The following is a 16,915-nucleotide window of genomic DNA, read 5'->3' as shown; positions in this document are numbered from 1 at the left end:
TCGGGTCCGCCGACGAGCCGCGCCCCATGGATAGACCCACTCCCGATACACGTCACGAGGCCGGTTCCGACGACGTGCCGGCCGAGGACATCGTGCTGGAGCCGCTGGCCGATTTCCCGCATATCGACCTGCGCACGCCCGGCGAGCCGTGGGAGAAGCGCCGCGCCGCCGGCAAGGCGCTGCGCGCCAAGGTCCCGCATGACGGCCACGGCCCGGTGCCCCTCCCCAGGGACAGGCCCGACCCGGTGCGGCTGATCGAGGAGGCTCAACGCGGGCGCCAGGAGCGGCTGATCCCCCTGCGGGTCGCCCGGATGGCGAGTTCGCCCTTCGCCTTCCTGCGGGGGGCCGCGACCGTGATGGCCTGGGATCTCGCCCGCACCCCGACGAGCGGCATCGACGTGGTGATGAACGGCGACGCCCATCTCTCGAATTTCGGCCTGTTCGGCACGCCCCAGCGCGACATCGTGCTCGACCTCAACGATTTCGACGAGGTCACGATCGGCCCGTGGGAATGGGACCTGAAGCGGCTCTGCGCCAGCATCGAGGTCGCCGCCCGCGACCTCGACGTGCCGGGGTCCGAGCGGCGCGAGGCGGTGACCGCGGCGGCCTACGGCTACCAGCACACCATGACCGAGCTGGCGCCACAAGGGCCCCTCGACGTCTGGCACCGGGCGGCGCGGGCCGAGGATCTGGATTTCAGCGGCATCACGATCGACGACGAATCGCACGCGGTGGTGCAGCGCGCGGTCGAGAAGGCGCGCAAGCGCCACAACAAGAGCCTGCTCGCCCGGGTCGGCGAGCGGCGGGTCGATGGCGGCTGGCGCTTGCGCCACGACCCGCCGATCCTGACCTGGGTCGACGACGAGACCCGCGAGGCGGTGACGGCCGGGCTCGAGCACTACGCCGAGACCCTGCCGCGGGAGCGCCGGTTCATGCTGAGCCGCTACCACGTCGTCGACGTCGCCCACCGGGTGGTCGGCGTCGGCAGCGTCGGCACCCGGGCCTACGTCGCCCTGCTGTGCGGCAACTCGGATCAGGACGTCCTCTTCCTGCAGGTCAAGGAGGCGGTTCGCCCCGCCCACGCGCCGTACGTCTCCGGCATGCCCGAACCCTACGCCTCGCACGAAGGCGAGCGGGTGATCTACGGCCAGCGCCTCCTCCAGGCGGTCGGCGACCCGCTGCTCGGCTGGACCACGATCGACGATCGCCCGTTCTACGTCCGCCAGATGAAGAACATGAAGGGCGAGATCCCGCTCACCTGCATGCGCGGGCAGCCGCTCGTCTACTTCTCCTGGGCTTACGGTGCGCTGCTGGCCCGGGCGCATGCCCGCACCGGCGATGCTGCGGCCATCGCCGGCTATTGCGGCCGCGACCGCCACGCCGATTTCCGCGAGGCCCTCGCGGACTGGGCGCGGGACTACGGCGAGCGGAATGCGGAGGATCACCGGCTGTTCCTGGATGCGATCGCGTCCGGGCGGCTGGAGGCGGCGGAGGATCCGCAGCTCTGACCCTGGCTCCTCGGGAGCGACGGTCCTCGGGCGGGGCCGGCGGCGAGGGGTGATAGAACCTGCCGCCGGCGGGGGGCGCGACGGCAGCGGCATGCCGCGATGCGCGCGAAAAGAGCGCACGAGTATTCGCCCCGATCCTTATCCTGAAAATCAGTTGATGCGCTGCATCGCCTCATCGCTGTTTCAGGACCAATCCGATGACCTCATTCAAGCCGAAGTTCATCACCTTCGATTGCTACGGCACGTTGATTTACTTCGAGATGGCCCCGGCGGCGCGGGGACTCTACGCCGATCGCGTCCGGCCCGAGGCGATGGGCCGCTTCGTCAGGGATTTCTCGAACTACCGGCTCGACGAAGTGCTCCACGACTTCAAGCCGTACAAGGACGTGGTCGCCAACGCCCTTATCCGCACCTGCAAGCGCAACGGCGTGGAATACCGTGACAGCGACGCCGAGACGATCTACGCCGCGATCCCGAGCTGGGGTCCGCATCCGGACGTGGTCGAGCCGTTGATGCGCGTCGCCAAGGAATTCCCGATCGTCGGCCTCACCAACTCGATGATCGATCTGATCCCGGCCGGCATCAGGAGCCTGAAGGCCCCGTTCCACGCCGTCATCACCGCCGAGGAGACCGGCGCCTACAAGCCTCACATGCAGGGCTTCGAATACATGCTCGACAAGCTCGGCGCCAAGGCGGAGGAGGTGATGCACGTCTCCTCGTCGTTCCGCTACGACCTGATGACCGCCGCCGACATGGATTTCGGTGCCCGCGTCCACGTCGACCGCAATCACGAGCCGCTGTGCAGCGGCTACGCCACCCACCAGATCAAGGATCTCGGTGGTTTGCCGGGGCTGCTTGGGCTCTGAACGACCTTACGAGCCTCGCCTAAGCAGACTTGCGTTGGCAGGCCAACGCTTCGTCCGCTTAGATCCTTGGTTTATCGCAGATTTTTTCCGCAAAACCGGCGGCCACTTTTGCGAAATCTGCTTAGACCACCTGCCGACGAAGCCGATGGTGCGGGAGCGATGGCTGCCGCGCAACAACCCTCCCCCTCCGCGGCAAGGCTGTCCGGCGAAAGGAAAAAGCGCGGGTTTCCCCTTTCCCCGCGGGCGGGGAGAGGGCCGTGCCGCCGTTCAGGGGGCACGGCAAGCCCGAAGGCGAGGGTGAGGGGGCTCGACGAGTGAGGCTTCTCCGGAAACACCTCCTCACCCTCGCTCCGGCTTTCGCCTCCGACAAGGGGGACGAAAGCCTCTCCCCGCCCGCGGGGAGAGGGGATTTCCTGCGCCTCGTCTTTCCCCGGACAGCCCTGCCGCAGAGGGGGCGAGGGTTCTTGCTCTCGGCCGTCGCCCCGAAAACCAGCGCGTACCCCACGCCCTCCCGTCCTGGAGTTCTCCCATGACCAAGATCGTCGACATGACCATGCCCAACGCCTTCGTGCCGGGCAGCGTTGCGCTCTCGGCGCAGGACGAGGCGCTGGTCGCGCGCCGCGCCAAGGTGCTCGGTCCGGCCTACCGGCTGATGTACGAAGAGCCGCTGCATTTCGAGCGCGGCGAGGGCGTATGGCTCTACGACACCGAGGGCCGCGCCTTCCTCGACGCCTACAACAACGTCGCCTCGCTCGGCCATTGCCATCCGCATGTCGTCGAGGCGATCCGCCGCCAAGCCGGGATCCTCGCCACCAACACGCGCTACCTCCACGGCCTGATCCTCGACTACGCCGAGAAGCTGCTCGCGACCTTTCCCGACGCGCTCGGCCACGTGATGTTCGCCTGCACCGGCAGCGAGGCCAACGACCTCGCGACCCGCATCGCCCGGACCTATACCGGCGGCACCGGCATCATCATCACGGATTTCGCCTATCACGGCCTGACCCAGGCGGTCTCCGAGTACTCGCCGACGCTGGGCAACGCGGTCAATCTCGGCTCCCACGTCCGCCGGGTGCCGGCCCCCGCCGCCTACCGGACCGACGGCGACGTCGCCGCCACCTTCGAGGCCGGGGTGCGGGGGGCCATCGCCGACCTGCACCGCCACGGCCTCAAGCCGGCGATGCTGATCGTCGACAGCCTGTTCACCAGCGACGGCATCCTGACCGAGCCGACCGCCTTCCTGAAGGGCGCCGTGGACGCGATCCACGAGGCCGGCGGCCTGTTCGTCGCCGACGAGGTCCAGCCCGGCTTCGGCCGTACCGGCGACACGATGTGGGGCTTCCAGCGCCACGGGGTGGTGCCGGACATGGTCACCCTCGGCAAGCCGATGGGCAACGGCCAGCCGATCTCCGGCGTGGTGATCCGCCCCGACGTGGTCGATTCGTTCGGCCGGAATGCCCGCTACTTCAACACCTTCGCGGGCAACGCGGTCTCCTGCGCCGCCGCCCTGGCGGTGCTCGAGGTCATCGAGCGCGAGGGCCTGATGGCGAATGCCCGCGACGTCGGCGCCTACCTGCTCGCGGGCCTGCGGCGCGTGGGCGAGCGGCACGAGGCGGTGGGCGACGTGCGCGGCGCCGGGCTCTTTTCCGCCGTCGAGATCGTGACCGACCGCGCCAGCCGCAGGCCCGACCGCGACCTGACCACCCGCGTGGTCAACCGGATGCGCCAGGACGGCGTGCTGATCAGCGTCTGCGGTCCCGGCTACAACATCCTGAAGATCCGCCCGCCGCTCGTTTTCACGCGCCAGAACGCCGACACCTTCGTCGAGGTGCTCGACCGGGCGCTTGCAGCCCGATGAGCGCCCCCTCTCCCTACCAGACGCCGGCGCCAAGGGCGGATGCGGACCGCCTCGCGGGAATCGTCGCCACCGCCTTCGGGATCGCGGTGGACCGCGTCGAGCCCCTGGCGAGCGAGCGGGACCTGACCGCCCACGTCGCCGCCCGGGACGGACGCGGCTTCGTGTTCAAGCTCGGGAACGCGGCCGACGATCCGGAGGTGCTGGCCTTCGAGAACCGCGCGCTCCAGCACGTCCACGCGGCCGATCCCGGCTTGCCGGTCCCGGTCGTCGTCGCGGCGCCGGACGGGCGGACGGAGGTGGCGATCGACCTGGACGGCCACCGTCATGTCGGTCGCCTCCAGAGCTTCCTGTCGGGCTTTCCCGCCCACCGCGCCCGGCGCTCCCCCGCGCAACGCCGGGCGTTCGGGCGGGGACTGGCCCGGCTGTCGCGGGCGCTGCGCGATTTCCGGCATCCGGCCGATGGGCGGCCGATCATCTGGGACCTGAAGCGCGCGGCCGAGATCGAGGACCGCACGATCCACATCGACGACCCCGAGAAGCGCCGTCTCGCCCGCGACGCCATCCGGCGCTTCGGCGAGATCGCGGCCAGCGGCGACGGGCTCCGGCAGCAGGTGGTCCACAACGACTTCCACTTCCACAACGTGCTGCTCGATCCCGACGACCACGACGCCGTCAGCGGCATCATCGATTTCGGCGACATCGTCCGGACGCCGTTGATCTACGACATCGCGATTGCCTTGTCGTTCCAGCTCATGAAAGACGAGCAACCGCTGCTGTGCGCGGCTGATTTTCTCTCTGCCTATCACGCGGTCGATCCGTTGCGGCCGGACGAGGTGGCCCTGCTGCTCGATCTGATCGATGCCCGCAATGCCATGACGGTGACGATCTCGGAATGGAGATCCAAGCTGTATCCCGAGAAGGCGTCATACATCCTGCGCAACAATCCCACGGCGACATTCGGGCTGTTTCATTTCTCTCGACAGGACAGGAGCGCGTGCCGGCAGGAATTGCTGGCGGCGTGCGGCTACTGAAGGCCGGCGATGTCCTCGCCTGCGCAACTCTCGACCAGAGCAGCGTGCGATTGCAATGCGATCTGGCGCTGCTCCAGAGCACCTCACGATCGCCTTGCAATCGCGAAGCTCTCTCGGTCTTCGATTTTGCCGTATTTCCTGCGACGAACCGGCATCCACTTCGTCGGACAATGCTCTAGCATGCCGCCGGCCCGAGATGTCCGCCCGCCGACGAGAGAGCGCACGCGATGAAGCTCGATAGCATGGACATCAAAATTCTAGCCGAATTGCAGAGAAACGGCCGAATTACCAACGTGGAACTGTCCGAGCTGGTCAATTTGTCGCCCAGCCCATGCCTCATGCGCGTGAAAAAACTGCAGTCCGCGGGATACATCAGTGGTTATTTTGCAAAAATCAATATCGCGAAGCTGGGCCAGTCCCTGACGATTTTCACGGAAATCACACTGAAAAACCATCGTCACTCGGATTTTTCCCGGTTCCTGGCCGTCATCGAGAAAGAAAAATCGGTCATGGAGTGCCACAATATATCCGGCGGCTACGACTATTTGATAAAATTCCTGGTTGGCGGCATCGAGCATTATCAATCGACGATGGAGAGATTGATCGAAATGGATATTGGAATCGACAAGTATTTTAGCTACGTCGTTCTCAAAACTCCGATAGACCGAGACGAGGCGCCGCTGGAAACATTATATACACCATAAGGGACACGGAGGCGGCCTCACGCCTCCGCCCTCTCCCTCAGGCACCGCCGGTACAGCGTGCTCCGACTGACCCCGAGACTCCTCGCCGCCCGGCTGACATTGCCGCCATGGGCCGCCAACGCCGCTCGCATCGCATCCTGCGCGATGGCGTCGAGGCGGCCCGCCTCCGGCTCCCGTCGGGGCGCCGGTGCAACGGCCGAAGACTTCGCCACTCCCTCCGGCAGGTCCTCCGGCCCGAGCACCTCGCCCGCCTCGGCGAGCGCCGCCAGCGCCTTGAGGCACGCCGCGAGCTGGCGCAGGTTGCCGGGCCACTCCGCCGCGGCGAGTGCCGCCTCGCAATCCGGCGACAGGGTCACGCCGCGGGCCGGGCCGTCGGTACGGGCCCACAGGCCGCGCACGAGGGCGAGGCGGTCCGGCCGGTCGCGCAAGGGGGCGAGGCGCACCCGGTAGGGGGCGATGCGGTAAAACAGGTCGGCCCGGAAGGCCCCCTCCTCGACCATGCGGGACAGGTCGCGGTGGGTCGCGCAGATCAGGGCGAAATCGACCGGGACCGGACGGGTGCCGCCGACGGGCAGCACCTCGCGCTCCTGCAACGCCCGCAGCAGCCGCGATTGCAGGGCGAGCGGCATGTCGCCGATCTCGTCGAGGAAGAGCAGGCCGCCCTCGGCCTGGCGCAGCAGGCCCTTGGCACCGTGGCGCGCCGCGCCCGTGAAGGCGCCGGGCTCGTAGCCGAACAACTCGGCCTCGATCAGCGTCTCGGGCAAGGCCGCGCAGTTCACCGCCACGAACGGCTTGTGCGATCGTGCGCAGCCCGCATGGGCGGCGCGGGCAAACACCTCCTTGCCGGTGCCGGTCTCCCCCTCGACCACCACCGGGATGCCGGCATCGATCAGCCGCACGGCCCGGGCGAGGAGCTTGTCGGTACCGGGGTCGAGAATCGGCGCCGCGGGGCTCGACGTCGTGGGGCTCGGCGTCGCGGGGTTCTGCCGGGCGGGCTCGGCCGCGGACCGGCGCCGGATCGAGGCCGGCGCGCCCTGCAGGCGGCCGTAGAGCGGGGCCCCGGTCGCGTCCCGCAGGGCGAGTGGGCCGGGCGCGGTGTCGCCGCCATGGAAGCCGGCCCGCTCGGTCCCGAGATCGCCCCAGGTGAGGCCGAGCAGCGCCAGCCCGTGCCGGTTGGCGCCGACGAGGCGGTGGCCCTCGAAGACCAGCACGCCCTCGCGCGGGGTGCCGAGGAGCCCCGCGTCGCGGTGGAGCCGCAGCACCTCGCAGCCCGGCGGCACCGTCGCGAGCAGCCGGTGCTCGATGGCGGCGACCGCGAGTCCGACGAGGCCCAGCGCGTGGCCCTGGTGGATCGCCGCCGGTCCCGTCAGGTCGAGGACGCCGAGCACCGAGCCGTCCGCCCCGAGGATCGGCATGGCGGCGCAGCTCAGGATGCGGTGCGGCTCGAAGTAATGCTCCGCCCCCCGCACCTCGACCGGGCGGCGCTCGATCAGCGCCGTGCCGATGGCGTTGGTGCCGGTCAGGCTCTCGCTCCAGGGTACCCCGGGGCGGAGCGCCACCTGCGCGGCGCGGCCGGCGAAGGAATCGCTGCCGAGGGTGTCGAGGATCAGCCCGTCGGCATCGGTGAGGATCACGAGGCTGCCGGTCGCCTGCGCATCGGCGTGCAGGGCCTCGATCTCGGGCCGGCAGGTCTGGCGCAGCGCCTCGCTGCGGTCGAAGGCGGCGCGCATCTCGGCGCCGCTCAGCGGCTCGACCCGGGGGCGCTGCCCGAAATCGAGCCCGAGGGCGGCGCAGCGCTCCCAGGAGCGAAGGATCGGCGGCGGCGGCTCGGCCACACCCGGCCCGAAGGCCTGCCGCCGCGCGGCCAGCAGGGTGCGGGGCGTGGTCACGCGGCTCTGCATGCGCGGCCTCCTCCCATGTCACCGCCCCTGCGGGCGGAGTGTCGCTGTTTGCGACAGGTGTCGCAGGTGTCGCGTGCGCGGTCCAGGCCGATGGTGGCCGGACGGGGCCGGATTTTGGTCGAAGGCTTGGCGCGACGAGCGAGAAAATCCAGATCCGCCAGATCGTTGCAGCGAACAGGCGGCGGGAGCTGGGCGGCCGGGGCCCGGATGGCACGCCGGCTGCCGAGGGATGTGCACCACGCCCCGTCGCGGGGCGACTGGGAGGAACACATGAACAAGCCGGAACTCTTCGCCGACGCCAGGACCAAGTCGCCGTTCTCGGCCCGCTACGACAACTTCATCGGCGGCCAGTGGGTCGCCCCGGCGGCGGGCCGCTACTTCGAGAACACCTCGCCGATCACCGGCGGGGTGATCTGCGAGGTCGCCCGCTCGGACGCCCAGGACATCGAGCGCGCGCTCGACGCCGCGCATGCCGCCAAGGAGGCCTGGGGCCGCACCGCCCCGGCCGAGCGCGCCCGCATCCTGCTCAAGATCGCCGACCGGATGGAGGACAACCTCGACCTGATCGCGCTCGCCGAGACCTGGGACAACGGCAAGCCGATCCGCGAAACCACCCACGCCGACATCCCGCTGGCCATCGACCATTTCCGCTATTTCGCCGGGTGCGTCCGGGCGCAGGAGGGCTCGCTCTCCGAGATCGACCACGACACGGTCGCCTACCACTTCCACGAGCCGCTCGGCGTCGTCGGCCAGATCATCCCGTGGAACTTCCCGATCCTGATGGCGGTCTGGAAGCTGGCGCCCGCGCTCGCCGCCGGCAATTGCGTGGTGCTCAAGCCCGCCGAGCAGACCCCGGCCTCGGTGCTGCTGCTCGCCGAACTCATCGGCGACCTCTTGCCGCCGGGCGTGCTCAACATCGTCAACGGCTTCGGGCTCGAGGCCGGCAAGCCGCTGGCCTCCTCGCCCCGCATCGCCAAGATCGCGTTCACCGGTGAGACGACCACCGGCCGCCTCATCATGCAATACGCCTCGCAGAACCTGATCCCGGTGACGCTGGAGCTCGGCGGCAAGTCGCCGAACATCTTCTTCTCGGACGTGGCCGCGGAAGACGACGACTTCCTCGACAAGGCGCTCGAGGGCTTCACCATGTTCGCCCTCAACCAGGGCGAGGTCTGCACCTGCCCGAGCCGGGCCTTGGTGCACGAATCGATCTACGACCGCTTCATGGAGCGCGCCATCAAGCGCGTCGAGGCGATTGCCCAGGGCTCGCCCCTCGATCCCGCCACGATGATCGGCGCCCAGGCCTCCTCCGAGCAGCTGGAGAAGATCCTCAGCTACGTGGCGATCGGCAAGCAGGAAGGCGCCGAATGCCTCACCGGCGGCGAGCGCAACGTCAAGGAGGGCGAGTTCGCCGGCGGCTACTACATGACGCCGACGGTGTTCCGCGGCCACAACAAGATGCGGATCTTCCAGGAGGAGATTTTTGGGCCCGTCCTGTCGGTCACGACCTTCAAGGATGACGAAGAGGCGCTCTCGATCGCCAACGACACCCTCTACGGCCTCGGCGCCGGCGTGTGGACACGCGACGGCACCCGCGCCTACCGCTTCGGCCGGGCGATCCAGGCCGGCCGCGTCTGGACCAACTGCTACCACGCCTACCCCGCCCACGCGGCCTTCGGCGGCTACAAGCAATCCGGCATCGGCCGCGAGACCCACAAGATGATGCTCGACCACTACCAGCAGACCAAGAACCTGCTGGTCAGCTACTCGGCAAAGAAGCTCGGGTTCTTCTGAAATCAGGGCAGGAGGCGGGGCGAATGCCTTGCCTCCACCGGGCCTATCCCAAAAAAGAAGAGGCGCGGGCTTTTCCCCACTCTGCGGCAGGGCTGTCCGGGGAAAGGTGTAGCGCGAATTCTCTCCTCTCCCCGCCCGCGGGGAGGGGGGATTTCCTGCGCCTCGTCTTTCCCCGGACAGCCCTGCGCCGGCAGCGGGCGCTGGAGACTCGCCGGGATCAGCGCCTGCGCCGGGCGCTGAACGGCACGGCGCACCGGCTGAGTGCGAGCAGCGCCGATGCGCCGCACCCGAGCGGACGAAGCGTATGCAAGCCCACGCTTCGTCCGCTCGGGCTCCCGGTTGCCGCCGATTTTTGTCGCAAGACCGGTGGCCAGTTTTGCGACGTCGGCAGGGCCCGGCCCTTGATGTATCCCGCTCCCGCCCGAAAACGGGGGCAGCCCGCGTCTCAGTCGTGGGCGATCGAGCGGGACGCGATCGAGGAGCGACAGGGCGGATGCCGGCATATCGACTGCGCGGGGCGGTCCGCGCCATGGACGGGGCGATCGGTCCCCCGCTGATCGACGAGATCATCCAGGCCGCGGACCGGCAGGAGGCGGTTCGCCTCGCCAATGCCCGGGAGAGCACGCCCGACGACGAGCAGGTGAACGCCCTGTGGCTGGTCGACGAGGGCGGGAACCTGATCTGGTCCCTGCGCCTGGCCGAGCGGGAGGGTTAAATAGAAACTCACGATCCAGGTTGGCATTTGCCACCCTGGATAGCGAAACAGCGTCATTCGCCAGGGACCGCGAAGCCGGTGACGAACTGATACCAACGGCGCAAGATGCTGACGCATCGATTCGATCTCGGGCAAGCCCGAGATCGACGGGGCCGTTGACCCATCTCGAATTTTCGATCTCAAGCCAGAGGCTTGGCGAAAATTCGAGAACGGAACCAAAGGTCGTTTTCAACGACCGTTGGTATGACACCTCAGGATGAGGTCGCGGGTGGGATGAAAGAGTTTCCCACTCTGACGGTCGCGCAAATACGCGCGATCTGACCGGACTCTACCCACCCAGCCGCGCCAGCCTGTCCAGCAGCGCCCGGTCGTGCAGCAGCACCATCTTCTCCTTGGCGTTCAGCCAGTCGGCCGCCTCGTCGATGGTCTCGGCCTCGACCACCTTGGCCTGGGCCATGACGTGGTCTGCTTGCGGCGCGCCGCGGGGCCGGCGCTCGGCCGGGGGCAGGAAGGCGAGGTGGCCGGCCTGGAGGTCCGGATCGGCGTGGAGCGCCCGCAACCCGTCGGCATCGTCGTAGGCGAGCGCCGCGTTGCGCGCCTCGATCGCCTTGGCGGCGGTGGCGATCGCCGGGGGCTCGCGCTCCTCGGGCGTCATCAGCAGGCCGGCGCGCTTCAGCGCCAGGCCGATGAAGAGCTGCCCGCTCGCCCAGGAGATCGGGATCGCCAGGACGAGGCCGAGGATCGTCGGTGACATCCACAGGAACAGCGAGGTGGCGATGGCGAAGGCCGCGACGCCCGCGACGAGACCGAGGATGGTGTGGAAACGGTGCCGCCGCACGATGTCCGCGAACGGGATCGAGCCGTCGTCGCGCCGCTGAGGGTTCCAGCCGGCGTCGCGCCGGAGCAGGATCTGGATCACCGAGCCGGATTGCACCAGCATGGCGATCGGGGCGATGAGCGCCGAGAGCAGGGTCTCGATCAGCGCCGAGAGCACGAGACGCAATCCCCCGCCGCTCGCCCGCCGCACCTTCCCGTCGAGGAGGCCGAGGATCAGGCCGAACAGCTTCGGGGCGAGCAGGATCGCCATCGTGATCCCGAAGAGCTGGAGCGCGCGGACGGGGTCGAAGCGCGGCCAGACCGGGTAGAGGCGGAACTCGGTCGAGAAATATTCGGGGCGGATATAGGCGGTCTGGAGGGCGAGCGCGATACCGACCACGAGCTGTGCCGCCCAGAGCGGCGAGGCGAGGTAGCCGGCGATGCCGGTGGCGAAGTGCTGGCGCGAGGCGAGCTTGAGGCCCGCCGTGCCGATGATGCGGCTGTGCTGCAGGTTTCCTTGCGCCCAGCGCCGGTCGCGGATCGCGACGTCGATCAGCGAGGGCGGGCTCTCCTCGTAGGAGCCCTGGAGTTCGGGGAGCATGTAGACGCTCCAGCCGGCGCGCCGGATCAGCGCCGCCTCGACGAAGTCGTGGCTCAGCACGTGGCCGCCGAAGGGCGGCTTGCCGGAGAGGTCGGGCAGGCCGCAATGGTCGGCGAAGGCACGCGTGCGGATGATCGCGTTGTGGCCCCAGTAATTGCCGTCCCGGCCCGACCACAGGGCGAGGCCCGTGGCGATGACCGGGCCGTAGATGCGGGCCGCGAATTGCTGCACCCGGGCGAACAGGGTGTTGCGGTTGATGATCAAGGGCAGCGACTGGATGATGCCGGAATCCGGATCGGCCTCCATCGCACGGGCCAAGGTCACCACGCAGTCGCCGCTCATCAGGCTGTCGGCGTCGAGGACCAGCATGTGGTCGTAATGGCCGCCCCACCGTGTGACGAAATCGGCGATGTTGCCGGCCTTGCGGTGGTGGTTCTTCTGCCGGTGGCGGTAATACAGGCGCGCCCCGTCGCCGAGGCGGGCGCGGAGTGCCAGATAGGCCCGCTCCTCGGCGACCCAGGCATCGGCCTGGGTCGAATCGGACAGGATCCAGTAATCGAAGGCGTCACCCTCGCCGGTGGCCTCGATCGAGTCGCGGATCGCCTCGACCGCCGCGAAGGTTCGGGCGGTGGCCTCGTTGTAGACCGGCATCACCACGGCGGTGCGGGTGGTGAGCGGACCGTGAGGCACCTCCGGCCGGCGCCGGCGCAGCAGCGCCAGGAAGCCGAGGAGCCCCGAGGTGAAGGCGAGCGCGATCCACGAGAAGTTGAGGGTGAACAGCGCGAGCAGCAGCCATTGCAGCCAGGTCGTCGAGCCGGCGACCGACACGACCTCGTACATCTGCACGGCGCCGTAGGCGGTCAGCGCCAGGCCGCCGCCGAAGACGAAGGCACGCGCCGCCCAAGGAGCGCGGCGGCCGGGGACCTTGTGCGCGTCGGCCTCCGACCACCGGCGCAGGTCCTGCACCGGCATGGCGAGGGGGGATTCCTCCGGCACCGCGGGCGCGACCGTGAAGGCGGCGTGGGGCGGGGCGTCGAGATTTCGGGCGTCGAGATTTTGGGCGAGGGTCACGGGGTCCACCGGTACAGCCATGTCTCACTGACGGGTTTGTCGCCGGCCTTGACGACCAGGCGCAGCTCGCAGGCGGTGTCGTTGCCCGGATCGAGCTCGAACACCGCCCGCACGGTCTTGCGCTCCGGATACGGGTAGATCCGCTGGCGGGCGATGGTGCCGGGCGCGGTGCTCACGGCGAGCTGGAGCGCGTTCGGGTCGATGCCCTCGGCAAACGGCGCCTCCCCGGTGAAGTCGACGAGGAAGAGCCGGCGCTTACCGCCAGCGCCCTTGCCGACCCGGGTGCCGGAACAGGCGGCGAGCGGCGGCGCGCCCGGCACGGTCCAGCACCAGAACTGCCGGTAGCTGAAGGCGGTCTCCTTGGCGACCGGCTCCTTGGGGCGCCAATAGGTCAGGATGTTCTCGTTGACCTCGGATTCGCTCGGGATCTCGATCAATTGCACCGCGCCGGCGCCCCAGCCATGTTGCGGCACTCCCGGCCCCCAGCTGCCGAGCGGCTCGATCCACAGGCTCGGGCGCTTCTCCCAGCGCTGCACGTCGTCCTGGTAATCGCCATAGGCGCGGGCGCGCTGGACCAGCCCGAAGCCCTTCGGGTCCTGGTCCATGAAGGCCGAGATCTGGAGTGTCTCGGGGTTCTGCACCGGGCGCCAGATCGCCTCGCCCCAGCCGTTGCGGATCTGGAGACCGTCGACCTCGTGGGCGGCCAGCCGCGCATCGTCGACGCCGCGCCGATCGGTCGGGCCGAACAGGAAGGCGCCGGTCATGCCGCCGATGCCGACATGCTCGAGCGCCGTGCGCGGGCAGAGCGTCGCCTCGATGTCGACGATGGTGGCGTCGCCGGGCCGCAGGGTCATGCGCAAAGCTGCGGTGGCGGATTCGGAATCGACCAGGGCGTGGATCACGATCTGCCCGGTGCCGGCCCCCGGCCGCTCGAGCCAGAAGGCGCGAAACAGCGGGAATTCCTCGCCCTTCGCCTCGGCGGGCTTGAGCGTGAGGGCGCGGGCGGTGACGCCGTAGCTCTGGCCGGCGGCGAGCGCGCGGAAGAACGAGGCGCCCTGGAAGATCGCGCAATCGGACGGTGCCGCGCCGTTGAAGCTAGCATAGAGCCGGAAGCCCGAGAAGCCGAGGTCGCGGCCCTCCTCCGGGGGTTTCAGCTTGCCGAAATTGAAGCGGTTGCGGTCGTAAGGAATGCGGCGCACCACCCCGTCCTCGACCGCGTGCAGCGCCACCGGCGTGGTGAAGACGAAGCCGCGATGCAGCGGCTCGACCACGAAGCCGCGGCCCTCGCCGGCCCAGAGCAGGCCCGAGGGCTGTGCCCGCACGCCGATATACTGGTCGTAGGTGAGATCCTTGAACGGCTCGGGCAGGTCGGCCTGCGGCGCCGCGTAGGGCTTCTTCGCCAGGGCGCGGGCGAGCTCGACCACCTGTCCGGGATCGAAACGCTGGCCGTCCGACAGGGGCGCGGGCTCCGTCGGCTGCGCGCCCGCCGCCGTGGTCGCGGCCAGGCCACCGGCGAGCGCCAGTACCGCGCGTCGGTCGAGGGCTGTGCGGGCGGGCGGGGCGGTGGGGCTCTGCGTCATCGTGGGGAGGGGTACCGGTCCGGATGCGGGAAGGGGGCGCCGGCCGTTTACCACGATCCGGGCTGAACCGGGGGTTAAGAATCGCGAAGCTCGTGCCCCTTCGGAAAGCCGCACCGGCGCTTGTTATGACGCAGCGATCGGCTAGACGGTCGGGACCAGACAGCTTCCCCCGGACGCGACAGGCCGCCGATGACCTCGACCCAGAAGCCCCCAGGGGCGCGCTCTCTCCTCGCCGTGGTGCTCGCCGCCGGCAAGGGCACGCGGATGCGCTCCGACCTGCCCAAGGTGCTGCACCCGATCGCCGGCCGGCCGATGCTCGCCCACGTGCTGGCGGCGGTGGCCGAGGCCGGGGCCGGACGCCTCGCCGTGGTGGTCGAGCCCGGCCGCGGCGACGTCGCGACGGTGGTGGCGGGCTTTGCCGGCGCGGAGATCTTTCCGCAAGCCGAGCGCCTCGGCACCGCCCACGCGGTGCTGGCGGCCCGCCGGGTGCTCGCGCAAGGCGCCGACGACGTGGTGGTGGCCTTCGGCGACACGCCGCTGATCAGCCCTGAGACCTATGCCCGCCTGCGCGCGCCGCTGGCCGAGGGCGCCGCGGTGGCGGTTCTGGCCTTCGAGGCCGCGAACCCGACCGGCTACGGCCGCGTGCTGGTCGAGGACGGCCGGGTCGTCGCCATCCGCGAGGAGAAGGATGCGAGCGCGGCGGAGCGCCGCGTCACCCTGTGCAATGCCGGCCTGATGGCGCTGTCGGGCGCCCACGCCCTCGGATTGCTGGAGCGGGTCGGCAACGCCAACGCGGCCGGCGAGTACTACCTGCCCGACGCGGTCGCCCTGGCGGTTGCCGACGGCCACCGGGTCGCAGTGGTTCCGGTGGCGGAGGCTGAGGCGCAAGGGGTGAACGACCGGGTGCAGCTCTCGACCGCCGAGGCGGCCGTGCAGGCGACCCTGCGCCGCCGCGCCATGCTGGCGGGCGCCACGCTGATCGCCCCCGAGACGGTGTTCTTCAGCCACGACACCGTGCTCGGCCGCGACGTGGTGGTGGAGCCCCACGTGGTGTTCGGCCCCGGTGTGGTGGTCGGCGATGGCTGCACCATCCACGCCTTCTCGCACCTCGAGAAGGCCCGGCTCGCGGACGGCGTCCAGATCGGCCCCTATGCCCGCCTGCGCCCCGGCGCGGTGCTGGAGGAGGGCGCCCGCATCGGCAACTTCGTCGAGGTGAAGAACGCGGCGATCCGGGCCGGCGCCAAGGTCAATCATCTGACTTACGTCGGCGATGCCGAGGTGGGGGAGGGCGCCAATCTCGGGGCCGGCACCATCACCTGCAACTACGACGGCGTGAACAAGCACCGCACGGTGATCGGGGCCGGGGCCTTCATCGGCTCGAACTCGGCTTTGGTCGCGCCGGTGACGGTCGGGGCCGGCGCCTTCGTCGGCTCCGGCTCGGTCATCACCGAGGACGTGCCGCCCGGCACCCTGGCGATCGGGCGCGGGCGGCAGGTGATCAAGGCGGGGTGGGCGAAGCCGGCGAAGGGGTGAGGACGCGCACCCAGAGACAGTTTGACTTCGGATATAAGCATCACGGTCGAATTCCATCGTCCCATTCGCGACCTCATCCTGAGGTGCTGCGAAGCAGGTTCGAAGGAGAGCTCCAGATGTCGCTGCGAGCCCCGCAGCCCTCCTTCGAGGTCAGCCCATCTTCGATGGGCTAACACCTCAGGATGAGGTCGCGCGTGGGAACGCATGCCGAAGCAAACAAGCAGGCATCACACGTGCACGGACCCGTCGTCGGGATCGCGGCGGCCCGCCCGCAGGCCAGCCGCGAGGAGCCAGGCGTAGAACGCGGCCACCCCCGCGAGCACCAGCCAGCCCGGCAGCGGCCCGAGGCCGGCCCCGGCCAGGATCTCGGGGATGCCGTGGACGGTCTCGGCGACACCCGCCTGCGGTCCGGTCTCCTGGAGGCGCGCCGAGGTGATCTTCAGCACCCAGGCGAGCAGCAGGATCGCGAACATCCAGCCGTAATTGCGCCGCAGCCGCCGGCCGAAGGCCTCGCGCAGGCTGACGTGGAACACCGGGTGGCGCAGGTCGTCGGCGAGCATCCGGGTCCAGCCGGGATCGACGACGCTCCCCGGCGCGAACACCTCGGCGTAATAGTGCCGCTCGAGCTGGCGCACCCGGGTGCGGTAGACGTCGAAGAAGCGGTAGCGCCTCGCCTCGATGCCGAGCAGCAGCATCACCAGCAGCATGGCGAAGAGCAGCACGCCGTGATGCGCCGTCGGCGTCGAGAGCGAGACCGACAGCATCGCGGCGATGACGGTGATCGCCCAGTTGGTGGTGCGGTCGATCCGGTCGCGCCAGCCGGCCATGCGGGCGATCTCGGCCCGGTGGTAATGGGCCAGGACCGTGATGGTCTCGGACGGCGTCTTCGGGAACGGGAGGGCGGTGGCCTCAGGCGTTGCGGCGATCATGGCACTCC

The 16,915-nt window shown here is 69.5% G+C and carries 12 protein-coding genes; 8 read left to right on the top strand and 4 right to left on the bottom strand.

Features of this window, described 5'->3' with window-relative positions:
- Window positions 1–26: 26 nt before the first annotated feature.
- The 5 genes from HBB12_RS20940 (at window position 27) to HBB12_RS20920 (ending at window position 5,967) form a co-directional block, all read left to right on the top strand.
- Window positions 27–1,508: a DUF2252 domain-containing protein gene (locus tag HBB12_RS20940; protein ID WP_236991115.1), complete on the top strand. Its 1,482-nt coding sequence runs from the start codon at window positions 27–29 to the stop codon at window positions 1,506–1,508.
- Between the two features lie 197 nt (window positions 1,509–1,705).
- Window positions 1,706–2,374: a haloacid dehalogenase type II gene (locus HBB12_RS20935; protein WP_236991114.1), complete on the top strand. Its 669-nt coding sequence runs from the start codon at window positions 1,706–1,708 to the stop codon at window positions 2,372–2,374.
- 547 nt (window positions 2,375–2,921) lie between these two features.
- A complete protein-coding gene (locus HBB12_RS20930; protein ID WP_236992852.1) occupies window positions 2,922–4,232 on the top strand; it encodes an aspartate aminotransferase family protein in 1,311 nt (436 codons plus the stop codon).
- The gene (locus tag HBB12_RS20925) at window positions 4,229–5,263 is read left to right on the top strand and encodes a phosphotransferase (RefSeq protein ID WP_236991113.1); all 1,035 of its coding nucleotides are present in this window, start codon (window positions 4,229–4,231) and stop codon (window positions 5,261–5,263) included. Before HBB12_RS20930 ends, HBB12_RS20925 begins: the two co-directional genes overlap by 4 nt.
- A 227-nt stretch (window positions 5,264–5,490) precedes the next feature.
- Window positions 5,491–5,967, top strand: a complete 477-nt coding sequence (locus HBB12_RS20920; protein WP_236991112.1) for an Lrp/AsnC family transcriptional regulator — start codon at window positions 5,491–5,493, stop codon at window positions 5,965–5,967.
- A 17-nt stretch (window positions 5,968–5,984) separates the two neighbouring features.
- Here HBB12_RS20920 and HBB12_RS20915 read toward each other — a convergent pair whose 3' ends face one another.
- Window positions 5,985–7,868, bottom strand: a complete 1,884-nt coding sequence (locus tag HBB12_RS20915; protein WP_236991111.1) for a sigma-54-dependent Fis family transcriptional regulator — start codon at window positions 7,866–7,868, stop codon at window positions 5,985–5,987.
- A 270-nt stretch (window positions 7,869–8,138) separates the two neighbouring features.
- Here HBB12_RS20915 and adh point away from each other — a divergent pair, with 270 nt between their 5' ends.
- Entirely contained in the window at window positions 8,139–9,662 is a 1,524-nt protein-coding gene (gene adh / locus HBB12_RS20910) for an aldehyde dehydrogenase (RefSeq protein WP_236991110.1), read from the top strand.
- Between the two features lie 493 nt (window positions 9,663–10,155).
- A complete protein-coding gene (locus HBB12_RS20905; RefSeq protein ID WP_236991109.1) occupies window positions 10,156–10,377 on the top strand; it encodes a hypothetical protein in 222 nt (73 codons plus the stop codon).
- 328 nt (window positions 10,378–10,705) lie between these two features.
- Here HBB12_RS20905 and mdoH read toward each other — a convergent pair whose 3' ends face one another.
- Together mdoH and HBB12_RS20895 are read right to left on the bottom strand one after the other, a co-directional pair.
- Window positions 10,706–12,886 carry a glucans biosynthesis glucosyltransferase MdoH gene (gene mdoH / locus HBB12_RS20900; RefSeq protein ID WP_442919299.1) on the bottom strand — a complete coding sequence of 727 codons (2,181 nt, stop codon included), beginning with the start codon at window positions 12,884–12,886 and terminating at the stop codon, window positions 10,706–10,708.
- A complete protein-coding gene (locus HBB12_RS20895) occupies window positions 12,862–14,445 on the bottom strand; it encodes an OpgD/OpgG family glucan biosynthesis protein (RefSeq protein WP_236991108.1) in 1,584 nt (527 codons plus the stop codon). The genes mdoH and HBB12_RS20895 overlap by 25 nt, the downstream gene beginning before the upstream one ends.
- Window positions 14,446–14,634: 189 nt before the next feature.
- Between HBB12_RS20895 and glmU the strand changes: the two genes are divergently transcribed.
- Complete coding sequence (glmU, locus tag HBB12_RS20890; RefSeq protein ID WP_236991107.1) at window positions 14,635–15,978, top strand: bifunctional UDP-N-acetylglucosamine diphosphorylase/glucosamine-1-phosphate N-acetyltransferase GlmU; 1,344 nt, start codon at window positions 14,635–14,637, stop codon at window positions 15,976–15,978.
- A gap of 227 nt (window positions 15,979–16,205) precedes the next feature.
- On the opposite strand, the gene HBB12_RS20885 is transcribed toward glmU, so the two are convergent.
- Entirely contained in the window at window positions 16,206–16,907 is a 702-nt protein-coding gene (locus tag HBB12_RS20885) for a DUF2270 domain-containing protein (RefSeq protein WP_236991106.1), read from the bottom strand.
- Window positions 16,908–16,915 lie beyond the last annotated feature (8 nt).

Source organism: Methylobacterium sp. SyP6R (assembly GCF_019216885.1).
Lineage (GTDB): Bacteria > Pseudomonadota > Alphaproteobacteria > Rhizobiales > Beijerinckiaceae > Methylobacterium.
Note: the sequence above shows the minus strand (reverse complement) of the source record. Positions and strands in the feature narration are given on the sequence as shown.

What these genes read in the sequence shown, in the direction of transcription:
- HBB12_RS20940 (WP_236991115.1), top strand. Translation starts at nt 27, where the DNA reads ATGGATAGACCCACTCCCGATACACGTCACGAGGCCGGTTCCGACGAC.
- HBB12_RS20935 (WP_236991114.1), top strand. Translation starts at nt 1,706, where the DNA reads ATGACCTCATTCAAGCCGAAGTTCATCACCTTCGATTGCTACGGCACG.
- HBB12_RS20930 (WP_236992852.1), top strand. Translation starts at nt 2,922, where the DNA reads ATGACCATGCCCAACGCCTTCGTGCCGGGCAGCGTTGCGCTCTCGGCG.
- HBB12_RS20925 (WP_236991113.1), top strand. Translation starts at nt 4,229, where the DNA reads ATGAGCGCCCCCTCTCCCTACCAGACGCCGGCGCCAAGGGCGGATGCG.
- HBB12_RS20920 (WP_236991112.1), top strand. Translation starts at nt 5,491, where the DNA reads ATGAAGCTCGATAGCATGGACATCAAAATTCTAGCCGAATTGCAGAGA.
- HBB12_RS20915 (WP_236991111.1), bottom strand. Translation starts at nt 7,868, where the DNA reads ATGCAGAGCCGCGTGACCACGCCCCGCACCCTGCTGGCCGCGCGGCGG.
- adh (WP_236991110.1), top strand. Translation starts at nt 8,139, where the DNA reads ATGAACAAGCCGGAACTCTTCGCCGACGCCAGGACCAAGTCGCCGTTC.
- HBB12_RS20905 (WP_236991109.1), top strand. Translation starts at nt 10,156, where the DNA reads ATGCCGGCATATCGACTGCGCGGGGCGGTCCGCGCCATGGACGGGGCG.
- mdoH (WP_442919299.1), bottom strand. Translation starts at nt 12,886, where the DNA reads ATGGCTGTACCGGTGGACCCCGTGACCCTCGCCCAAAATCTCGACGCC.
- HBB12_RS20895 (WP_236991108.1), bottom strand. Translation starts at nt 14,445, where the DNA reads ATGACGCAGAGCCCCACCGCCCCGCCCGCCCGCACAGCCCTCGACCGA.
- glmU (WP_236991107.1), top strand. Translation starts at nt 14,635, where the DNA reads ATGACCTCGACCCAGAAGCCCCCAGGGGCGCGCTCTCTCCTCGCCGTG.
- HBB12_RS20885 (WP_236991106.1), bottom strand. Translation starts at nt 16,907, where the DNA reads ATGATCGCCGCAACGCCTGAGGCCACCGCCCTCCCGTTCCCGAAGACG.